21 protein-coding genes are annotated in these 22418 nt (G+C 41.2%); 18 read left to right on the top strand and 3 right to left on the bottom strand.

Translation table 11 applies throughout. The annotated features are described in order from the left end of the window. The first annotated feature begins 239 nt into the window (after positions 1-239). From ACPF64_RS07910 to bfmS, 3 genes are read left to right on the top strand one after another with little or no spacing between them, the layout of a single operon-like run. A complete protein-coding gene (locus tag ACPF64_RS07910; protein ID WP_016801725.1) occupies positions 240-422 on the top strand; it encodes a hypothetical protein in 183 nt (60 codons plus the stop codon). Beyond that, positions 419-1135, top strand: coding sequence for a response regulator transcription factor BfmR (gene bfmR, locus ACPF64_RS07915; RefSeq protein WP_003653488.1), 717 nt, complete (start codon positions 419-421; stop codon positions 1133-1135). The genes ACPF64_RS07910 and bfmR overlap by 4 nt, the downstream gene beginning before the upstream one ends. Before the next feature lie 32 nt (positions 1136-1167). Then, the gene (gene bfmS, locus ACPF64_RS07920) at positions 1168-2817 is read left to right on the top strand and encodes a sensor histidine kinase BfmS (RefSeq protein ID WP_017392321.1); all 1650 of its coding nucleotides are present in this window, start codon (positions 1168-1170) and stop codon (positions 2815-2817) included. 22 nt (positions 2818-2839) lie between these two features. Here the strand turns inward: bfmS and ACPF64_RS07925 are convergent, their stop codons facing one another. After that, positions 2840-3193 (bottom strand): hypothetical protein, encoded by a 354-nt coding sequence (locus ACPF64_RS07925; RefSeq protein ID WP_003653485.1) that lies wholly within the window; start codon positions 3191-3193, stop codon positions 2840-2842. Between the two features lie 91 nt (positions 3194-3284). After that, complete coding sequence (locus ACPF64_RS07930; protein ID WP_426455962.1) at positions 3285-4703, bottom strand: GGDEF domain-containing protein; 1419 nt, start codon at positions 4701-4703, stop codon at positions 3285-3287. 424 nt (positions 4704-5127) lie between these two features. On the opposite strand from ACPF64_RS07930, the gene ndhC reads away from it, so the two are divergent. The 15 genes from ndhC to ACPF64_RS08005 all read left to right on the top strand — a co-directional run bounded on the left by ndhC (position 5128) and on the right by ACPF64_RS08005 (position 21322). Beyond that, a complete protein-coding gene (gene ndhC / locus ACPF64_RS07935) occupies positions 5128-5679 on the top strand; it encodes an NADH-quinone oxidoreductase subunit A (RefSeq protein ID WP_311076644.1) in 552 nt (183 codons plus the stop codon). 6 nt (positions 5680-5685) lie between these two features. Then, positions 5686-6363, top strand: coding sequence for a NuoB/complex I 20 kDa subunit family protein (locus ACPF64_RS07940; protein ID WP_002050353.1), 678 nt, complete (start codon positions 5686-5688; stop codon positions 6361-6363). A gap of 84 nt (positions 6364-6447) precedes the next feature. Further along, positions 6448-8235 carry an NADH-quinone oxidoreductase subunit C/D gene (gene nuoC / locus ACPF64_RS07945; RefSeq protein WP_016139137.1) on the top strand — a complete coding sequence of 596 codons (1788 nt, stop codon included), beginning with the start codon at positions 6448-6450 and terminating at the stop codon, positions 8233-8235. A 13-nt stretch (positions 8236-8248) separates the two neighbouring features. After that, positions 8249-8758, top strand: coding sequence for an NADH-quinone oxidoreductase subunit NuoE (nuoE, locus tag ACPF64_RS07950; RefSeq protein WP_003653477.1), 510 nt, complete (start codon positions 8249-8251; stop codon positions 8756-8758). Then, positions 8755-10086 (top strand): NADH-quinone oxidoreductase subunit NuoF, encoded by a 1332-nt coding sequence (nuoF, locus tag ACPF64_RS07955; protein ID WP_003653475.1) that lies wholly within the window; start codon positions 8755-8757, stop codon positions 10084-10086. Before nuoE ends, nuoF begins: the two co-directional genes overlap by 4 nt. A gap of 12 nt (positions 10087-10098) precedes the next feature. After that, complete coding sequence (gene nuoG, locus ACPF64_RS07960; RefSeq protein WP_080026389.1) at positions 10099-12783, top strand: NADH-quinone oxidoreductase subunit NuoG; 2685 nt, start codon at positions 10099-10101, stop codon at positions 12781-12783. 3 nt (positions 12784-12786) lie between these two features. Then, the gene (gene nuoH / locus ACPF64_RS07965; protein ID WP_003653472.1) at positions 12787-13803 is read left to right on the top strand and encodes an NADH-quinone oxidoreductase subunit NuoH; all 1017 of its coding nucleotides are present in this window, start codon (positions 12787-12789) and stop codon (positions 13801-13803) included. An 18-nt stretch (positions 13804-13821) separates the two neighbouring features. Beyond that, positions 13822-14364 (top strand): NADH-quinone oxidoreductase subunit NuoI, encoded by a 543-nt coding sequence (gene nuoI, locus ACPF64_RS07970; RefSeq protein ID WP_003653469.1) that lies wholly within the window; start codon positions 13822-13824, stop codon positions 14362-14364. Next, the gene (gene nuoJ, locus ACPF64_RS07975; protein WP_014205902.1) at positions 14364-14882 is read left to right on the top strand and encodes an NADH-quinone oxidoreductase subunit J; all 519 of its coding nucleotides are present in this window, start codon (positions 14364-14366) and stop codon (positions 14880-14882) included. The genes nuoI and nuoJ overlap by 1 nt, the downstream gene beginning before the upstream one ends. Continuing rightward, entirely contained in the window at positions 14882-15190 is a 309-nt protein-coding gene (gene nuoK, locus ACPF64_RS07980) for an NADH-quinone oxidoreductase subunit NuoK (protein WP_003653467.1), read from the top strand. The genes nuoJ and nuoK overlap by 1 nt, the downstream gene beginning before the upstream one ends. Beyond that, positions 15187-17076 carry an NADH-quinone oxidoreductase subunit L gene (nuoL, locus tag ACPF64_RS07985; RefSeq protein ID WP_003653465.1) on the top strand — a complete coding sequence of 630 codons (1890 nt, stop codon included), beginning with the start codon at positions 15187-15189 and terminating at the stop codon, positions 17074-17076. The genes nuoK and nuoL overlap by 4 nt, the downstream gene beginning before the upstream one ends. A gap of 1 nt (position 17077) precedes the next feature. Further along, positions 17078-18676: an NADH-quinone oxidoreductase subunit M gene (gene nuoM / locus ACPF64_RS07990; RefSeq protein ID WP_151744713.1), complete on the top strand. Its 1599-nt coding sequence runs from the start codon at positions 17078-17080 to the stop codon at positions 18674-18676. Between the two features lie 2 nt (positions 18677-18678). Then, the gene (gene nuoN / locus ACPF64_RS07995; protein ID WP_003653461.1) at positions 18679-20175 is read left to right on the top strand and encodes an NADH-quinone oxidoreductase subunit NuoN; all 1497 of its coding nucleotides are present in this window, start codon (positions 18679-18681) and stop codon (positions 20173-20175) included. A 100-nt stretch (positions 20176-20275) separates the two neighbouring features. Next, complete coding sequence (gene upp, locus ACPF64_RS08000) at positions 20276-20911, top strand: uracil phosphoribosyltransferase (protein WP_003653460.1); 636 nt, start codon at positions 20276-20278, stop codon at positions 20909-20911. A gap of 117 nt (positions 20912-21028) precedes the next feature. Next, positions 21029-21322, top strand: a complete 294-nt coding sequence (locus ACPF64_RS08005; protein ID WP_005042841.1) for a cold shock domain-containing protein — start codon at positions 21029-21031, stop codon at positions 21320-21322. 206 nt (positions 21323-21528) lie between these two features. Here the strand turns inward: ACPF64_RS08005 and gigC are convergent, their stop codons facing one another. Further along, positions 21529-22413, bottom strand: a complete 885-nt coding sequence (gene gigC, locus ACPF64_RS08010) for a LysR family transcriptional regulator GigC (RefSeq protein ID WP_198497073.1) — start codon at positions 22411-22413, stop codon at positions 21529-21531. Between the last annotated feature and the right edge of the window lie 5 nt (positions 22414-22418).

A 22418-nucleotide genomic window follows, 5' to 3' on the forward strand; every position in this document is an offset into this window, starting at 1 on the left:
TGAACACAAGATACGGGATTTTTCATAGCAGATCAATCTTGACTTTTTAGTAATTTTTTATCTGTATGATTTGATGGGAGATAGCATAGCAAAGCTATCAAAAAACACTTATAGATAACTTTGTGGATAACTCAAAAAACAAGCACTTAAATACAATTAAAGTAGTTAAAGAAATAATTTGTTTAATATTCATACATTGGAAATATGAATAGAATATGAAATTTAATAACAATAACTAAATGTTAAAAACACGAGAAAATTCAAAGGTTAATAAAATGCAACAAAACATGGTTGTCATGTATCAGTTTGGTGAACGCCTACTTGTTTACAATGTAAACGTGTGTATATTGCAAATGATAAACGAATGTATCTGCAAGATTTTTAAGATGCATGTAATGAGATTTATAGGGGCAATGATATGAGCCAAGAAGAAAAGTTACCAAAGATTCTGATCGTTGAAGACGACGAGCGTTTAGCACGATTAACTCAAGAGTATTTAATCCGCAACGGCTTGGAAGTTGGTGTAGAAACTGATGGTAACCGTGCAATTCGTCGTATTATTAGTGAACAACCAGATCTAGTGGTCTTGGATGTCATGTTGCCGGGTGCCGATGGCTTAACCGTTTGCCGTGAAGTTCGTCCACATTATCATCAACCGATTCTTATGTTGACTGCACGTACAGAAGATATGGATCAGGTACTTGGCCTTGAAATGGGAGCGGATGACTATGTCGCTAAACCAGTTCAGCCACGTGTACTTTTAGCCCGTATCCGTGCGTTATTACGTCGTACAGATAAAACTGTAGAAGACGAAGTTGCACAACGTATCGAGTTTGATGACCTTGTGATTGATAATGGCGGCCGTTCAGTAACGTTGCATGGTGAGCTTGTTGATTTCACTAGCGCAGAATATGACCTATTATGGTTGCTTGCATCAAATGCTGGCCGTATCTTATCGCGTGAAGATATCTTCGAACGTTTACGCGGTATTGAATACGATGGTCAGGACCGTTCAATCGATGTCCGTATCTCACGTATTCGTCCAAAAATTGGCGATGATCCTGAAAATCCAAAGCGTATTAAAACAGTACGTAGTAAAGGTTACTTGTTTGTTAAAGAAACCAATGGGTTATAAGATCTGCATAAACTTCCTATAAGGTTGGTCGAGTGTTTAAACACAGCATATTCCTGCGAATATATGCGGGACTGGTAATTCTTGTTGTTTTGGTTGCCGTTTTTGGTTATTTGCTTGTACAAATCATCAATTATCAACGGGCACAAGAATACCGAGAGTCTTTAACTGATGGTATTTCTTATGTCATTAGTGAGGGAGTCGCTCGACAACCTGGGAAGCAACAGAAAATAGACTGGGTTTCAGATGCATCGGATTTATTGGAACTTCCAATTTATTACACTGATGCGAGCAAGGTTGAGTTATCTCGTACCGAGAAAAAACGGATCGAAGCTCAAAAATCTGTTGTCCGTTACGATGCCAGTAATAGTATTGCGTATATTATTATTGGCTTACGTGATGATCCTCAGCACTATTTATCCATAAAAGTTGACAAAATTAGTGAGCGCCAAATGAAGGCTCTCCCTATTTTTGTACTTGATTATCTAATGTTTTATCCGGGGCAAGAACAAGAATACCTTGCCAAGATTCAAAAACATTTCTCATATCCAATTAATATCTACAATATTCAAGATGTTAATCTGGATTCCGAGCAAATTGGCCGTTTACGCCAAGACCAAAGTGTCATGTTGTACAAAGATAGTGCAACAATGCGTGGTACGACCATTTCGATCGTATCTCCAATACCAAATCATCCTGCACAAGTTCTGGTTCTTGGACCGGTTCCGATGTTTAACTGGATGCCTTTACAGCTTTCAGCAGGAATTACCTTATTTAGCCTATTCCTACTAAGTTTAGGTGTTTACGGTCTTATCTTGCCATTAGAACGTAAAATTCGCCAAGTCCGTTATGCGTTAAACCGTATGAAGTCTGGTGATTTGTCATTGCGTGTTCCTATTGAAGGAAGTGACGAAATGGCGAACTTGGCATCAAGTTATAACAACATGTCTGATCATATTCAGCGTTTAATCGAGGCTCAGCGCGAGTTGATGAGAGCGGTATCTCATGAGCTTAGAACGCCGGTTGCTCGTATACGCTTTGGTACAGAAATGTTGGCAGAAGAAGACGATTACAACCATCGTATGCATCAGGTTGATATGATTGATAAAGATATTGAAGCGCTCAATACCTTAATTGATGAAATCATGACTTATGCAAAACTAGAGCAGGGTACACCTTCATTAGATTTTGCTGAAATTGCTCTATTCGATGTATTAGATCAGGTTGCGGTAGAAACCGAAGCTTTAAAAACGCAAAAAGAAATTGAACTTGTTGCTCCCCCTGTTTATTTGAAAGTAGATGCAGAGCGTCGTTATTTACATCGGGTTGTTCAAAACTTAGTAGGTAACGCTGTTCGTTATTGTGATAACAAAGTTCGAATTACGGGTGGTGTTCACAGCGACGGCATGGCCTTTGTTTGTGTTGAAGATGATGGTGCCGGAATTCCGGAACAAGATCGTCAAAGAGTATTTGAAGCCTTTGCTCGTTTAGACGATAGCCGTACTCGTGCGTCGGGTGGCTATGGTCTAGGGTTGTCAATTGTCAGCCGTATTGCTTACTGGTTCGGTGGTGAAATTAAAGTAGATGAAAGCCCTACCTTAGGTGGAGCTCGCTTTATCATGACATGGCCTGCAAAACGCTTTAAACAACCTCCTTTGAAAGCCAATAAAAAAGCACCTTCATAAAGGTGCTTTTTTATTGCATTGCTTATAATCGAGTTGCATCCGGTTCCAAAATAGGTTTTCCACTTCTTAAGCTGCTCAAGGCATCGGAATTAAAGTCGATCAGTAATGAATTATTTTTTGCATCGATCTGGTATTTTTGAATAAGAGGTTGATCTCCATTAAGCGTTTCTATTTTATATTCATCCGCAATATGCAAAATACCTTCTAGGTTTGTTGTTGTTGACGCAAAATCCTGCCTAAATATTTCATAGACATCTCGCAAGTCAAAAATTGCATTGTTAGCATCTGGATGTTTGTGAATATAGCTTTCTATATGTCGCACAAGTAACTGCGCAAACAGGTAGTAGTTTGGTTTATGCGTATATTCTAGAGTCATGCATTTTTCTCCTTATTATCTGTTATTAGCATACATGGCAAAATATAGGATATTGTATAAAATTCATTACACTAGATGATTAAATGAAAACCTATAGAGATATAAAGACCCGATTACGCCCTTGGCGTTTTGCTTGATATAAAGCGTCATCTGCTTCTTTAAATAAATTTTCAATTGCTCTATGAGAAGATGGGGAATATAAACTTATGCCAATACTCACTTGAATGAAAATTGGTAATTTCCCATAAATATAAATCGGTTGCTGACTAATTTTAATTCGTATTTGCTCTGCAAGGTCAAAAGCACTCTCCTTGGTTGTATCTGCAATAAAAATTGCAAATTCTTCACCGCCAAAGCGGCCCAATAAATCATGAGGATGCAAAATATTTTGAATAGTAGTGACACAAGTCTGTAGGGCGCGGTCGCCTATTTGATGACCGTAGTTGTCATTAACTTGTTTGAAATGGTCTACATCAAGCATGAAAAATGCTGAGGTTTTATTTTCCTTGTATACCTTTTCTTGAAGTAATCTGACCGATTGCAAAAACTGGCGTCGGGTAAGACTAGAGGTTAGCTCGTCATGTGCAATCGCATGTTGAAGCTTTTGAATTAATTCTGAATGTAAAACACTAATGCTAGAGACGGTAAGAGGTGCAATCGTCATCATGATTAAACCAATACGAATTGAGATGGTATTGCTTAAATATTCGTTCGGATAGAGTAAAAGATAATGTCCAGAGACATGATAGATAATATAGGCACTGGTAAAGGTCGTAATGAGTGCAACAATAATAGGTTTGTAGCGAATAGCGCACCAGATGAGTGCTGCAATCGGGTAGAGGAGCGAACCAGGGCCGGAATCATAATAGCTGGCGGCAATAGAAATAATGACAGCCAAAAAAGGTAAAAGGTCAATTGCTTCTAAACCACGATTTCTCGAAAAATAATGCTTTATCTGGCTATATTGAGGCAGGTTCAAGATGATCGGTAAAAGAAGTAGGGCATTTTGTAGTTCTGAAGTGAACCAGTAACCGAATTCATCCCACAAATTACCAAGCATAAATTTAGTATTAAACATAGGCACAAAAGTTGCTGCAAACAATGCACCTGCTATGCTACCTATCCCACATAGACCAAATAAAAAGAGGTAGGAATAGCCTCGATAGGCCGCTTTAATATGCTGATTAAAAAACATATAGAGGGCGAGGGTACTAACAACATAAATAAAATTTGACGTTGTTAAAACGAGTGTGAGATCAAATGGAGTACCTTGAAATAGGTCAGCAATAACATAACCTATGTAGGCACCTAAAAACGTGCTGGGTCGACGTGTGCTCGGAAAGCGAATGAGTAGACCGAGCAAAACAGAATTGGCTGGCCAAAAGAACGCCAGAAAACTTAAAGGACGAGATGCGATGCCAATAAAACAACATACCGTAATAATGAAGCCAAACAGGAGAAAAAATTTTAAAGAAGAGGGAAATGAAAATTCACGAAGTGAGTCTGGCATCAGCTGCCCTTAATGATAAACACTCTTATCCAAGAGTAATAAAATATTATGTATGACTAAACATTCATCATAATTCAGAGGGTAAGTTGAATACAATAAAAAACAAACTAATATTATAAAAAAGTAAGTTATAAAAACTTAATAGTCGATGAACTGTGTAATTATTCTAAAATTAAAAAATGAAAAAAATCATCATAAACAAAAAAACTATTAAATAAACCGATTATGCGTGGTGAAACCCCCCTTACAACCCATAGAAGAATAGTTTTGTTTAGAAAATCATCCGAAAGACTAAGACGCTTCAACTAGCATGCGAAATTAGAAATCAGGTACAATTGGCGGGATTAATTTTGTGTTTGGTGTATTTGAAGGCCAATACATACATTCTTTGTTAAATAATAGGCCTGCCAGGAGTTATCCCCGCATGAGTGCCATTACTCCATACGACTGGGCGATTATCGCCTTCGTGATCGGCGTTACATTTCTTTGCGTCTTTATGCTCACAGTTCCCTTACTCCTCGGGGGGAAATCGTGGGGGCGTGCTAAGCAAGAGCAGTTTGAATCGGGTGTCGTGAGTGCTGGTGGCGCTCGCATTCGCCTGTCTGCAAAGTTCTATTTAGTTGCAATTTTCTTTGTTGTCTTCGACTTAGAGGCACTTTACCTCTATGCATGGTCTACTTCTGTGCGTGAAGTAGGGTGGTTGGGATATACCACTGTAGTAATCTTTGTCGTTGATTTATTGATTGCGCTTGTTTATGCCTTCTCTGTAGGTGCTTTAAGTTGGTCACCAGCAGATCGCCGTAAATCAGCAGGTGAGGTGATTAAAATCGGTTCGCCAACAATGAACATTGCTGAAATTACACGCTTTAACTCTATTGAAGAGCTCGTAACTGACCCTACAGGCCAGATTCCAGCTCAATCATCAGGTCGTGTTAAGTCAAAAACTACACCTGCATTGTCATCTGAAAAGGAGTAAGTCGGGATGAAATATACTCTGACCCGCGCGAATCCGGATGCTGATCAATACCCATTGCAAGAACGTCAAATCGTGACAGATCCACTAGAAGAGGAAGTGAATAAAAACGTATTCATGACTCGTTTAGAGGATGTCTTGCATACAGCAGTAAACTGGGGGCGTAAAAACTCCTTGTGGCCATTTAACTTTGGTACCTCATGTTGCTACGTTGAATATGCAACGACCTTAACAGGTGTGCATGACTTGTCACGTTTCGGCGCCGAGGTTATCCGTGCTTCACCTCGTCAAGCTGACTTGATGATTGTTGCCGGAACCTGTTTCGTAAAAATGGCACCAGTTATTCAGCGTCTATATGAACAGATGTTAGAGCCTAAATGGGTCATCTCGATGGGTGCTTGTGCAAACTCTGGAGGTATGTACGACATCTATTCAGTAGTACAAGGTGTAGACAAAATTATTCCTGTTGACGTGTACGTCCCAGGTTGTCCACCTCGTCCTGAAGCGTTAATTCAAGCTTTAATGCTTTTACAAGACCAGATTCAATTAGAGCGACGCCCGCTTTCTGCCGTGATCGGTGATGATCTTCAGCCAGTGTATAAGCCAAAGATGATGCCAGAACGTGACCGTAAGAATGCGCAGCGTATTGCCGTTAAAAACTTACGCTCTATGGATGAGATTAAATAATTTTTTGACGGTGCTTTGACATATCTAACCGATATGTTCATCGAGAAAATTGACAGAATTTGTATTAAATAGGAAGCCAAGCCAATGGCTGAAACTGACATTGCTATGCCAGAGTCAACACCAGTTGATTCACGCCCAGCATTTGCAATCGTAGAAGAACTCAAAACCAAATTTGGTGAGAACTTTTACGTGCAGGCGACTTTTGAAGAGTTTCCAACAGTCTGGGTTGAGCGCGCACGCGTGCAAGAAGTCCTTATGTTCCTACGTAAAGTGGAACGTCCATATGTAATGCTGTTTGACTTATCTGCGATGGATGAGCGTTTACGTGTTCATCGTGATGGTTTACCAGCATCTGACTTCACTGTGTTCTATCATTTATTATCGCTTGAGCGTAATAGTGACATTCGTATCAAGGTTGCCTTGAACGAAAATGATCTTAACCTTCCGACAGCGACCAATATCTGGCCAAATGCCAACTGGTATGAACGTGAAGCTTACGATATGTTCGGTATCAATTTCGAAGGGCATCCAATGCTCCGTCGTATCTTGTTGCCAACGTATTGGGAAGGTCATCCGTTACGTAAAGAATATTCAGCACGTGCGACAGAATATACGCCGTACATGCAAGACAAAGCGAAACAAGACTTTGAACAAGAGCACTTACGTTTTGTGCCAGAAGACTGGGGTCTTAAACGCGGTAATGCTGACGAAGACTTTATGTTCCTGAACTTGGGTCCTAACCATCCATCTGCACATGGTGCGTTCCGTGTTGTATTGCAGTTAGATGGTGAAGAAGTTAAGGACTGTGTTCCTGATATCGGTTATCACCACCGTGGTGTGGAAAAGATGGCTGAACGTCAAACATGGCATTCTTTCATTCCTTATACAGACCGTGTCGACTACTTAGGTGGTTGTGCTCAGAACATGCCGTATGTGATGGCTGTAGAGCAAATGGCAGGAATCAAAGTTCCTGAACGTGCTCAAGTCATTCGTGTCATGTTGAACGAATTGTTCCGTATTAATAACCACTTGTTGTTCTGTGGTACGGCAATTCAGGATGCCGGTGGTATGACACCAGTATTCTATATGTTCGCAGACCGTCAAAAAGTTTACGACATTGTTGAAGCAATTACGGGTTACCGTATGCATCCAGCATGGTTCCGTATTGGTGGTACAGCACACGATCTTCCAAACAACTGGCAAAAACTTGTTAAAGAATTGCTAGAGTGGATGCCTAAGCGCTTAAACGAATACTACACAGCAGCATTGAAAAACTCTGTGTTTATTGGTCGTACGCGTAACGTTGCACAATACGATGCCAAGTCTGCACTCGCATGGGGTGTGACAGGTACTGGTTTACGTGCGACAGGTATCGATTTTGACGTTCGTAAATATCGTCCATACAGTGGCTATGAAAACTTCGATTTTGATGTGCCAGTTGAGTATGAAGGCGATGCATATGCACGTGTACTCGTTCACTTCCGTGAAATTACTGAGTCGTTAAAAATTATTCAACAGTGTTTGGATAACATGCCTTCTGGTCCATATAAAGCGGATCATCCATTGGCTGTTCCACCACCGAAAGATAAGACATTACAAGATATTGAAACCTTGATTACGCACTTCTTGAGCGTTTCATGGGGTCCTGTCATGCCAGCGGGCGAGTCATCATTTATGACTGAAGTGGTTAAAGGTGCAAGTACGTATTACTTGACTTCAGATAAATCGACGATGAGTTATCGTACTCGTATTCGTACACCGACGTTTACTCACTTACAGCAAATGCCTGCAGTAATTAACGGCAGTTTGGTATCTGACTTAATCATTTATCTGGCGACCATTGACGTGGTTATGGCTGACGTGGATCGCTAAGAGGTAACACATAATGATGATTTTGACTGATAAAAAGCCACGTGTGAATGTTGAAGGGATTTTGACTGCGGAAGAAATTCACGACATCGAACATCACATTGGTCACTATCCATACCCTCGTGCAGCCTCTTTGGATGCATTGAAGTGTGTACAACGCCGTAATGGTTGGGTAGATGACGCTCAAATGAATGCCATCGCACAGTTATTGTCGATGAGTGTTGCTGATTTGGAAGGTGTTGCAACATTTTACAACCGTATCTATCGCCACCCGGTAGGTCGTCACGTGATTTTGCTTTGTGACTCAATTGCTTGCTTCTTAATGGGTGCAGAAACACTTGCTGAAGCATTCCAGCGCGAATTAGGAATTCAGTATGGTCAAACGACACCAGATGGTCGTTTTACACTGCTTCCAATTTGCTGCCTAGGCAACTGCGACAAAGGCCCAACTTTAATGATTGATGAAGATACTCACGGTTTAGTCGAAGTGACATCAATTAAACAGTTATTGGAGAAGTATGTATGAATACTGAACCAAAACCAATTTATGGCGACGGTAATCCAGAAACTCATCCGCTCACTTGGCGTTTAAGTAAACGTGAAGAAGTTCGTGGTGCTGATGATTACGAAGCACTTGAAGGTTATGCTGGCTTTAAAAAAGCATTAGGCATGAAACCTGCTGAAGTGTTAGATGTCATTAAAGCTGCAACTGTAAAAGGTCGTGGTGGTGCGGGTTTCCCAGCGGGTATTAAATGGTCATTAATGGCACCAAATGATGGTGGTCCACGTTATTTGATCTGTAATGCCGACGAAATGGAGCCGGGTACTTTTAAAGACCGTTTGTTGATGGAAAAACTTCCACATCAATTGATCGAAGGTATGTTGATTGCGGGTTATACCTTAGAGGCAACTCAAGGTTATATCTTTATCCGTGGTGAATATATTGAGGCAGCTCAATACTTAAATGAAGCATTAGAACAGATTCGTGCTAAAGGTTATTTAGGCGAAAACATTTTAGGTTCTGGCTGGAATTTTGACTTGCATGTGCATACGGGTGCAGGGCGTTATATCTGTGGTGAAGAAACTGCATTGATTAACTCACTCGAAGGCCGTCGTGCAAACCCACGTACCAAGCCGCCGTTCCCGCAAGTTGCAGGTGCATGGGGCCGTCCAACAATTGTGAACAACGTTGAAACTTATAACAACTTGCCAGCAATTATGCTTCGTGGTCCAGAGTGGTATATCGGTTTATCAGCAGGTAAATCAAAAGACCCAGGTACTAAAATTTATGGTGCATCAGGTAAAGTAAAATTCCCAGGTCTTTGGGAGTTGCCATTTGGTACAACTGCACGTGAAGTGATTGAAGATCATGCTGGTGGTATGCGTGAGGGCTTAAAGCTTAAAGCATGGTTACCAGGTGGTGCTTCAACTGACTTTTTACCGGCTGATACCATTGATTTACCAATGGATGCTGACACGATTATGAAAGCAGGTTCTCGTTTGGGAACATGTTTATTGATGGTGGTTGACGAAACTCAATGTATGGTATCGCTCACTCGTAACTTAGAAGAGTTCTTTGCGCGCGAATCATGTGGTTTCTGTACACCATGTCGTGATGGTTTACCATGGGCTGTTAAAGCGCTTAAAGCACTTGAAGTAGGCGAAGGTAAGAAAGAAGATATCGATCATTTACAAGAATTGACTCGTAAATTATGGATTGGTAAAACTTTCTGTGCCCACGCACCAGGTGCGATGGAGCCGCTTATGGGCGCACTCAAACATTTCCGTGGTGAGTTTGAAGCGAAAGTGACGACTCGTCCTGTCGTGCAAACCAGCAACGTAGAACAAGCTTAAGGAATTCGACTTATGGCTACAATTCATGTCGATGGAAAATCGTATGAAGTCAACGGCTCGGAAAACTTGCTACAAGCATGTTTGAGTCTGGGCATCGACATCCCATATTTTTGTTGGCATCCATCCTTAGGTTCGGTTGGTTCTTGCCGTCAATGTGCTGTTACGCAATATGCGAATCCAGAAGATACGCGTGGTCGTTTGGTCATGTCATGCATGACACCAGCATCTGACAATACCTATATCTCTATTGAAGACAAAGAAGCAACAGATTTCCGTGCATCTATTGTTGAATTTTTGATGACGAATCACCCACACGACTGTCCAGTCTGTGAAGAGGGTGGTCACTGTCATTTACAAGATATGACTGTGATGACTGGTCATGACCGTCGTCGCTACCGTTTTACAAAACGTACGCATTACAACCAAGAACTCGGCTCATTCATTGCACATGAAATGAACCGCTGTATTGCTTGTTACCGTTGTGTTCGTTACTACAACGACTATGCGGGCGGTACGGACTTTGGTGTGTATGCCAATGCATCTCGTGTTTACTTTGGTCGTCCAGAATCAGGTACTTTAGAATCTGAATTCTCGGGTAACTTGACTGAAGTATGTCCAACAGGTGTATTCACTGATAAGACTCATTCAGAGCGTTATAACCGTAAATGGGACATGCAGTATGCACCAAGCGTGTGTCAAGGCTGTTCTTCTGGTTGTAACATTTCTCCGGGTGAACGTTATGGTGAAATCCGTCGCGTAGAAAACCGTTTTAATGGTTCGGTTAACCAGTACTTCCTTTGTGATAAAGGTCGTTTTGGCACAGGTTATGTAAACCGTGCAGACCGTCCACGTCAGCCTCAGTTCCGTAACGGTGAAACTGTTGCAACTGTTTCTGTTGATCAAGCTTTAGATCAAACGATTGCGAAGCTTCAAGGCAAAAAAGTTTTGGGTATCGGTTCTCCGCGCGCAAGCTTGGAATCGAACTATGCATTACGTGAGCTTGTAGGTCAGGCAAATTACTCAACTGGTGTTGCACAAAAAGAGCAAAAACTTGTTGAACTTGCTGCATCTATCATGCAAACAGAGGGCATTTACAACCCGAACATGCGTGAAATCGAAAGCTATGATGCAGTCTTGATTTTAGGTGAAGACCTGACTCAAACTGCACCACGTATGGCCTTGTCAGTTCGTCAAGCTGCGAAAAACAAAGCTCGTGAAATGGCTGCAAAAACACGTACCCCAGACTGGTTGGCTGAGCCTGTACAACGTATTGGTCAAGAAGCAAAATCTCCGATCTATATCTTGGCTGCAACTCAAACTCGTCTTGCCGATGTTGCAACTGGTGAAGTTGTTGCTTCTCCAAATGACATTGCTCGTTTAGGTTTTGCAGTAGCTGCGGCAGTGAAAGGCGAAACAGTGAATGGTTTAGATGACGATGCAAAAGCATTTGCTCAAACCATTGCTGATACGTTAAAAGCAGCAAACAAGCCATTAATCATTGCGGGTACTAGCTTGCAAGATGCTTCTATTATGGAAGCTGCGGCTGAGTTGACTCAGAACTTAGGTTCTAAAGCTGGTTTAAGTCTTGTGGTTCCTGAAGTGAACTCGATGGGCTTAGCATTGTTTGGTGGCTTAAGCCTTGAACAAGCATTTGCTCAAGACTACGACACACTTGTTATTGTTGAAAATGACTTGTTCCGTCGCTTACCTGCTGTACAAGTGCAGGCTGCACTTGATAAAGCTGAAACAGTAATTGTGCTTGATCACAGTGAAACTGAAACTGTGAAACAGGCTGATATTGTACTTTCAGCAGCAAGCTTTGCCGAAGGTGACGGTACTGTTGTAAGCCAAGAAGGTCGTGCACAGCGTTTCTATCAAGTTTACGATCCAAGTTACTACAAACCTGAATATGCAATTAAAGAATCATGGCGTTGGTTACATGCCATTGAAACTGGCATTAAAGGTAAAGCCGTAGACTGGACATTGCTTGATGATGTGATTGAAAGCATCGTAAAAAATGTACCAGTACTTGAAGCTATTCAAGATGTGGCGCCTGATGCAGGTTACCGTGTACATGGTTTGAAAATTGCACGTGAACCACGTCGTTACTCAGGTCGTACAGCAATGCGTGCGCCGTTATCGGTTCATGAGCCTAAACAGCCTACAGATCTAGATTCAGCATTAACATTCTCAATGGAAGGTTATGTTGGTCCTCAAAAAGCATCATCATTAGTACCATTTGCATGGGCTCCGGGCTGGAACTCTCCACAATCTTGGAACAAATACCAAGATGAAGTGGGTGGTCACTTAAAAGGTGGTGATTCAGGTATTCGTTTATTCGATCGCTTGGCAAAACGTCCTGCACGTAGCTATGTAGCTCCAGTAGCGGTAGTTGCAAACCCTGAAAGTTTCCGCTTAGTACCAATGCATCATATTTTTGGTTCTGGTGAATTCACTATTAAAACACCTGCAATGGAAACTCGTATTCCAGAAGCTATGTTTGCAGTGGGCGAACAAGATGCAACTCGTTTGAACCTTCAAGAAGGTCAACGCATTACAGTAAAAGCAGGCGAAACCAGTGTGAGCTTGCCTGTACAAGTAATTGAATATTTACCTACAGGTTATATTGGTTACCCAGTTGGTTTAGCACCAATGGTGTCACTAGCTGAGCCTGTTTCAGTGGCTTTAGGAGTGTAATTCATGAATCAAGAAATTATACGTCAAACGCCACTTTGGGCTGAGAACTGGCCAATTGCCTATGCTGTAGTTCAAGCAGTTGTGATTTTGCTTGTGGTTGTTTTAGTTGCAGCGTTGATGTCTTTTATTGAACGTCGTTTGCTTGCTTTATGGCAAGACCGTTATGGTCCAAACCGTGTTGGTCCTGGTGGTATGTTCCAGATCGTTGCCGACATGCTCAAGATCATGTTCAAAGAAGACTGGACACCAAAATTTGCTGACAAGCTTACATTCCGTTTAGCACCAGCTGTTGCAATGGCAACAGCGGTTCTTTCATTTATGGTTATCCCAGTGAGTCCTTCACTGGGTGTTGCCGACATGAGTATCGGTTTGTTGTTCTTCATGGCAATGGCTGGTATTGCAGTCTATGCAGTATTGTTTGGTGGCTGGGCTTCAAATAACAAATACTCATTGCTTGGTGGTTTACGTTCAGCTGCTCAAACCATTTCTTATGAAGTGTTCTTGGGTATCTCATTGATGGGTGTGGTTGCAATTGCAGGCTCATTTAACCTTCGTGAAATTGTTGAAGCACAACGCGATGTTTGGTTCGTCATTCCACAATTCTTAGGTTTCTTGATTTTTGTGGTTGCTGGTGTTGCGGTAACTCACCGTCATCCATTTGACCAACCGGAAGCAGAACAAGAATTGGCTGAAGGTTACCATGTTGAATATGGTGGTATGAAATGGGGTATGTTCTTCGTTGCTGAATATGTCAACGTGGTACTTATTTCTGCATTGATCGTAACTTTATTCTTCGGTGGCTGGTTAGCGCCATTCAATTTAGAAATTCCATTTGTTCCGCCAGTATTCTGGTTTGTGATTAAAACAGCATTCTTTGTAATGATGTTTGTTTTGGCTCGTGGTTCTTTAATGCGTCCACGTTATGACCAAGTCATGAACTTTGGTTGGAAAATTTGTTTGCCATTGGCGTTGGTCAACTTGTTAGTGACTGGTGCTGTGATTCTGATGAATCAGGCCTAGGACAGCAGGGAGTACAAAATGTATAAATTTCTAGCTGGATTCGGATCGATTGTACGTTCGTTATTTATGGTATTTAGCCATGTAACGCGTAAACGTGACACGATTTTATATCCAGAAGTACCGGCTGAACAGATTGTGCCGCCACGCTTTCGTGGTCGTATTGTGTTGACGCGTGACCCAGATGGGGAAGAGCGTTGTGTGGCATGTAACCTATGTGCGGTTGCGTGTCCGGTTGGCTGTATCTCATTACAAAAAGCAGAAACAGAAGATGGACGTTGGTATCCGGAATTTTTCCGTATCAACTTTTCACGCTGTATTTTCTGCGGTATGTGTGAAGAAGCTTGTCCAACAACTGCGATTCAGATGACACCAGATTTCGAACTTGGTGAATATGTACGTCAAGACTTGGTTTATGAGAAAGAAAACTTACTCATTTCAGGTCCGGGTAAATACCCAGACTACAACTTCTACCGTGTAGCTGGTATGGCGATTAACGGTAAAGAGAAAGGTCAGGCGCAGAAAGAAAGTGCACCAATCGATGTACGGAGTCTATTACCATGATGTGGCCGTTTTATTTGATGGCACTCGTGGCCATCGTTTCTACGGTTCGTGTAGTGACTAACACGAACCCTGTACATGCTTTACTTAGTCTAATTGTTTCATTGCTTGCTGTTGCTGGTATTTTCATGATCGTGGGGGCGCCTTTTGCAGGTGCTCTTGAAATCATTGTTTATGCCGGAGCAATTATGGTTCTGTTTGTCTTCGTGGTGATGATGTTGAATTTAGGTCAACACACTGTAGAACAAGAACGTAAATGGCTTTCTTCAGATGCTTGGGCATATCCAGCACTCATGAGTTTCTTACTCGGCTTGCTTTTGGTTTGGATGCTTGGTGGTGAATACACCACAATTTCAGCACCACTTGGGGCACAAGTGATTGGACCAAAAGTAGTTGGTCAAGCACTCTTTACTCACTATTTACTATTGGTTGAAGTTGCCGCGATGTTATTGCTAGCAGCCCTTGTTGCAGCATACCACTTAGGTAAACGTGAACCAGGTGCAGAAGAGGAAAAAGAATAATGGGCCAGATTCCTTTAGAACATGGTTTGATTGTTGCAACCATCCTTTTTGCACTCGGTTTTTACGGTGTAATGGTGCGACGCAACCTATTATTTATGTTAATGAGCCTTGAGGTCATGATGAATGCTGCTGCATTGGCATTTGTTCTTGCGGGTAGCGTATGGGCACAACCAGATGGACAAGTTATGTTCATTCTGATTTTGACCCTTGCAGCAGCAGAGGCATGTATCGGTCTTGCGATTGTCCTTCAGTTCTATCATCGCTTCCATCACTTGGATGTGGATGCTGCTAGTGAGATGCGCGGATGAGTTATTTATATCTAACAGTATTATTTCCGCTAATCGGTTTTATTTTATTGGCGGCAGGACGAGACAAACTCTCTGAGAATGTTGCAGCAATTATTGGTGTGGGTTCTGTAGGTTTATCTGCATTATTTGCATTGATTGCTGGAATGGCATTTACCACAAGTGGTCAGCAAGTTTTTGTTCAAAATCTGTGGACATGGTTCAATGTTGGCGGTTTTGCGCCGGGCATTAGCTTACATTTAGATGGCTTATCTTTACTCATGATGGGCATGGTTACGGGTGTTGGTTTCTTAATCCACATCTTTGCATCATGGTACATGCGCGGTGAAGAAGGTTATGCGCGCTTCTTCTCTTATTTCAACCTATTTGTTGCCAGCATGCTTGTGCTTGTATTGGGTGACAACTTAGCGTTGTTATTCTTAGGTTGGGAAGGCGTAGGTCTTTGTTCTTATTTGCTTATCGGTTTCTATTATGCAAACCCTGCAAATGGTTGGGCTGCGATCAAAGCATTTACAGTTACCCGTGTAGGTGACGTATTCTTACTTATTGCTTTATTCTTGCTTTACCAACAATTTGGTACGTTGAATACTCAGTACATCGTTGAACACGCAGCAGAAGTAATGACGAAGAGTTCGTCACTTACGATCTGGACTGCATTAATGTTGTTCTTGGGTGCGGCTGGTAAATCTGCTCAAATTCCATTACAAACATGGTTGGCAGATGCAATGGCAGGTCCAACACCTGTTTCTGCATTAATCCACGCTGCAACAATGGTAACGGCTGGTGTGTATTTATGCTGCCGTCTATTCAGCGTATTTGAACTTGCGCCTGAAGTGATGCAATTCATTTCGGTAACAGGTGCCGTAACTTTGCTAGTTGCAGGTTTTGCTGCACTGGTTCAAACAGACATCAAACGTATCTTGGCTTACTCAACAATGAGTCAGCTTGGCTATATGTTTATGGCTGTAGGTGCGGAAGCTTATCAAGCTGGTTTGTTCCACATGTTGGCCCACGCATTCTTTAAGGCATTATTATTCTTGTCTTCTGGTGCGGTGATTCTAGCTTACCACCACGAGCAAAACATTTTCAAAATGGGTGGCTTGTTCAAACGTAACAAATTCCTATTTGCTTGTTTCGCGATCGGTGGCGGCGCATTAGCAGCGATTCCATTCTTGACGATTGGCTTCTTCTCTAAAGATGCGATTCTTGGTGAAGTTTGGGTACAAGGCCAATCAGTTGCTTTATACCACACCTTATATTGGGTGGGTGTAGCAGGTGCATTCCTGACTTCAATTTATACATTCCGTTTAATCTGGGTTGTATTCTTTGGTCAAGAAAACACGCCTTACCATGAAATTAAAGGTGCAACGTACTGGGCTCCATTGGGCATTTTAGCTGTACTGTCTACTTTTGTTGGTGCCGTATTAAAAGCACCTGTAGCTGGTATTCTTAATACTGCAAAAATTCCTGAATTCCATGTGGCTGAACAATTTGTAGAAGGCATGCATGGGGCAGAGCATTTAGCAGTAGGCATTGCGCTAGTTGGTCTAGTTGTTGGTATAGCATTATTTACATTTGCTTATGGTGCAGTGAAATCATTCGCTCAAACAAGTTTGGGTGCAGGTCTGGCACATATTTGCCGTACTGCTTTTGGTTTTGATGCATTGTATGACATCGTTTTTGTTAAACCTTATTTATTCTTCGCCAAAATCTTTGGCCGTGATCCGATTGACAGTTTGTGGCTAGTTCTTCCTGCACTTGTGAAAGGCGGAAATAGTTTTACAAGCTCACGTCAAACTGGTTCATTGCGTGAATACGCATCAAGTATGTCACTCGGTGTAGTGGTGTTATTGATGATCTTGATCGTTATTCAGGTAGTGGGGAAATAAAATGGAAAACAATTTAATTTTACCCGCGCTGATTCTTGTTCCGTTCATTGCTGGTTTTATTTGTTGGTTAGTCGATAAGCTCGACAAAACTTTGCCACGCTGGATTGCCTTAATTGGTATGCTCATTACTTTGGGCTTAGGTCTTGCACTTTGGCAAAGTGGAACTTATAGCTATGAGTTGGGTTCAAAAATCCCAACTTGGTCTGCTGAGTTCTATTTACCGTGGATTCAATCACTCGGTATTGGCATTCACCTTGCTGTGGATGGCTTATCTTTACTCATGGTGTTATTAACAGCGTTACTTGGTGTACTTGCTGTTGGTTGTTCATGGGGCGAAATTCAAAAGAACGTTGGTTTCTTCCACTTAAACCTCTTATGGAGTTTAGGTGGCGTTATCGGTGTATTCTTAGCGATTGACCTGTTCTTGTTCTTCTTCTTCTGGGAGATGATGCTTGTACCAATCTACTTCTTGATTGCGTTATGGGGTCATAAAGGTTCAAACGGTCGTTCACGTGTTTACGCAGCTACCAAGTTCTTCCTTTACACGCAGATCGCTGGTTTAGTGATGTTAATCGGTATCCTTGGTCTTGTAGTTTATGGCTACATGATGACAGGCATGATCGGTTTCGATTACAACTATTTATTAGCTGTAGCCAACCACTTACCTGCGAACCTAGCTTATGGTTTCATGATCTGTTTCTTCATCGGTTTTGCCGTGAAGTTACCAGTGTTTCCATTACATGGTTGGTTGCCGGATGCGCATGCTCAAGCTCCTACAGCAGGTTCTGTAGACTTGGCGGGTATCTTGATTAAGACAGCTGCCTATGGCTTGCTTCGTTTTGTAATTCCATTCTTCCCGACAGCTTCTGCTCAGTTTGCAGATATTGCGATTATTTTCGGTTTAATTGGTATTTTCTACGGCGCATGGTGTGCTTACCAGCAAACTGACATGAAACGTTTACTTGCGTATACGTCGATTTCACACATGGGCTTTATTTTACTTGCAATTTACGCAGGTAACATTTTGACCTTCCAAGGTCTAATGATCATGATGTTGGCACATGGTTTGTCATCAGCTGCATTGTTCATTATGTCTGGTCAGATCTACGAACGTTTACATACACGTGATTTACGTTTAATGGGTGGTCTTCGTGGCCAGCTTCAGTACTTGCCATTTTTCTTGATGTTCTTTGTAGCTGCTCTTGTAGGCGTGCCAGGTTTGGGTAACTTTATTGGTGAATTCCTGATTTTGATGGGTTCATTTAATAAATATCCTGTCTTCACGATTCTTGCTTCTATCAGCCTTGTATTTGCAGGCTTATATGGCTTGATCTTGATTCACCGTGCTTTATTTGGTGAACCAAACCCTGAACAAAAGCAACACTACACTAGTCCACTAAAAGACTTATCTGCTCGTGAAGTTGGTATTTTGATGATTTGTGCGATTGGTCTCGTTTGGCTTGGTATCTACCCACAAACATTCTTGGATATGTCTCATTCAAGCATGCAGTGGTTGGTCAATAGTTATATGCCAGTTCAAGAAGTCGTTGAAACTGTTCAGCAAACAGCTACTCAACTTGACCATGTGGAGATCCAATAATCATGAACTTCACAGTATCACTCTCTACGCTTATGCCTTTAGCTCCGGTGATGATTGTTGCTTTGACAACAATCGTCGTCATGCTGTTAATTTCTATTAAGCGTAATCATAATTTAATCGCAACAACTTCTGTTGTTGGTCTAAACCTAGCTGCACTTTATATTTTATTTGCAGTATTTGGCGGTAAGTTTGTACCGGCAAATGTGATGGGCATGTTTATGGTTGATCCATTTACCATGTTCTATCAATTTATGATTTTGATTGCGGCATTGGCTTGTTGTACTTTGTCTCATGCTTACATCGAAACTTATAAAGATAACCGCGAAGAACTATATCTTTTGTTACTTGCTTCAGTAGCAGGTGCAATGTTGATGGTTGCAAGTTCTCACTATGCATCGTTCTTCATTAGCCTTGAGTTAATGTCGATTCCTGTATATGGCTTACTTGCTTATACTTATCAACGTAGTAGTTCACTTGAAGCTGGTATTAAATATCTTGTACTTTCAGCGACAGCTTCTGCAATGTTGTTGATGGGTATGGCATATATCTATGCATATACTGGTTCGCTTTCATTCTATGATTCTGTACAGGCGTTATTTGGTGCAATCAAACAGCCAATGGTGTTATTAGGTTTAGCACTCATTATCTTTGCTGTTGCGTTTAAATTATCGCTTGCGCCGTTCCATAAATGGACACCAGATGTATATGCAGGTGCACCAGCGCCAATGGCAACTTTCTTGGCGACCGCTGCTAAAGTTGCAACCATTGGTTTGTTCGTGCGCTATATGCTTGCTTCAGGCGCAATTATGGTGGATTCGTTAGTCACTATTTTGACAATCATTGCAGTATTGTCGATTTTAGTTGGTAACTTACTCGCTGTTCGTCAAGTTAACTTAAAACGTATTCTTGGTTATTCATCTATTGCTCATTTTGGTTATTTGTTAATTGCTTTAATTAGCATGACTTATGCGAGCTTGGGTAGCGTAACTGTATATGTGGTGTCTTATGTATTAACAACTATCGGTGCTTTTGGTGCGGTAGCGTTAATGTCTAGCCCATATAACAACGTAGATGAAGCGCAAAGTCTTGCAGACTACCGTGGTTTGTTCTGGCGTCGTCCAGTACTTACAGCAACGTTAACAGTCATGATGTTATCTTTGGCTGGTATTCCATTAACAGCGGGCTTCATTGGTAAGTTCTTAGTGGTAATGGCTGCTGTAACAACTCAACACTGGTTCTTGGCTGCAATGATTATTGTGGGTAGTGGTATTGGTTTGTACTATTACTTACGTGTGATGGTTGTAATGTATATGACACCACCAGAAACTCCTCGTATTGATGCAGATGCTCATTGGGGTCAAAAAGTAGGTGGTTTAATGGTATTGGCTGCTGCTGCATTAGTTATTATTTTGGGTGTTTACCCAGATCCAATGATTAATTTGGCATTAAAAGCAGAAATTTTATCTCCACTACATTTCATGCTTTCACAACAACAATAATCCTAGTGTACAAAAAAGCCTCCAAATCTGGAGGCTTTTTTTTATTGGGCATTAAAAAAAGATTATAATAAATACGTTTTTATATTTTTAGGTAACATCTGTGGCCATTCAAGAAATTCGTCACCCACTTATTCGTCATAAATTAGGTTTGTTACGTCGTTCTGACATCAGTACTAAGAATTTCCGTGAGCTTGCTCAGGAAGTGACTATGTTATTGACGTATGAAGCAACAAAAGATTTACCAGTTGTGGATTGTGAAATTAATGGATGGGCCGGAACTGTTACTACTCAGCGTATTGCTGGTAAAAAAATAACGATTGTACCGATTTTACGTGCAGGAATTGGTATGCTAGATGGTGTACTTAATCTGATTCCAAGTGCTAAGGTTAGTGTTTTAGGTCTTGAACGTAATGAAGAAACATTAGAAGTTCGTACTTATTATAAAAAACTAGTTCCAGATGTTGCTAATCGTCTTGCAATGATTATCGATCCAATGTTGGCAACAGGTAACTCATTAGTTGCTGCAATTGATGTGTTAAAGGCAAGTGGCTGTAAAGATATACGTGTTATGGTATTAGTTGCTGCCCCAGAAGGTGTTGCTAAAGTTGAAGCAGCTCATCCAGATGTACAGATTTATACAGCATCTATTGATAATGGCTTAAATGAACAGGGCTATATTGTTCCTGGTTTAGGCGATGCGGGCGATAAAATTTTTGGTAGTGTCCAAAAAGACTAATTTTTGAAATAACGATAAAAAGAGACTTAATCAAACCGTAAAGTTTTGAGGGCGGATTGAAAGTCTCTTTTTAATTTTCTGCTGTAAGAACAGTATTGAAAAAGTAAGGTAAAGATCATGAAGCAAGAGTTTTATACCGGAAAAGTTAAACAATATGATCCTGACAAAGGATTTGGTTTTATTGGAACGGCTGAAGGAGATATTTTCTTTCATATTTCGGATTTTCCTGCATCAGAAGGGGAGCCGAAAAGAAATGAAAAAGTGAAATTTCTCGCTGTAGATAATCAGGGGAAATTTAAGGCTATAAAGATTGAACGTATCGATCCTAATCCGTCTAAAACCAAAAAAACTCAAATTACTGATCATAATAAAGCGATTACAACAGAGTTGTTATCACATTTTCGACGCTAATAGTGTTCTCAATGCTCAAAGCTATCTTGTTGCAGAGTTTAGCTAAGACCAGCAAAGAAGATTTTTGATCGTTTGTGGAACGAGTAAGCAATAAACAATTAAGGGAGGTGTTAACTTCCCTTAATTGTTTTAAGTAATAAATAATAAAATGAAAAGAATGGTGAGTTATCTGAGAACAACTCAAGATGGTACTAGAAGATCAGGTCTTAAACCTGCTCTTCACAGAATTGTAAGAATGCTTTGAGGCCAGGACCTTGGTATTTTTGACGGTGTACCAACATGTAAAGTGGGCGAGTAAGTTGCCAGAATGGCGTTTCTAAAATAACTAATTGTTCTTTTTCAATTAAAGGTTCAATAGCGAGTTTAGAGATACAAGACATTCCTAAACCACCAGCAACGATTTTCAAGATTGCTTCATTGTGGCCTAGGGTGAGGCGAATATTAGCATCTGGTAGATCTTGCAAAATAGCATTATCAAACACTTCACGAGTTCCCGAACCTTCTTCACGTAAAATCCATTCAACTTGATGAAAATCATGTGCTGTTAAAGGTCGATTTAAGCGTGCTAGAGGATGGGTAGGTGAGCAGCATACTGCAAGCTCATCATCACGCCAGTGAATGCATTGAAGTTGAGGGAGGTGACACGAGCCTTCAATTAATGCTAAATCAAGCTGAAACTGATTGACAGCTTCAATCATTTGGCGAGTATTGCCCACCTGTAATTGCAAGTGTGCTTTAGGGTGATACTGTAAAAAGTTAGCCATTAAATCTGGCATAAGGTAATCACTGATCGTTAGAGTTGCCCCAATACGTAAGTCAATACTTTGTAACTCACCTTTTGCAGCTTGCTCAAAAGCTTCACAGCGACCTAATATTTCTAGTGCTTGTGGCAATAGAAAGCGACCAAGATCATTGAGTTGTAGTCGTTTACCTAAACGATCAAATAGAGGAGCACCAAGGCCATCCTCTAAATCGGCTAAAGCCATACTTGCTGCACTTTGCGTCAGTCTGACCGCATCACTGGCTTTGGTGACAGTTCCTTCTTGAGCGACGGCTACAAAAACAGCCAACTGGCGTAATGTCATGCGCATGTTTA

It is taken from the genome of Acinetobacter sp. KB005 (genome assembly GCF_049949095.1).
Lineage (GTDB): Bacteria > Pseudomonadota > Gammaproteobacteria > Pseudomonadales > Moraxellaceae > Acinetobacter > Acinetobacter calcoaceticus.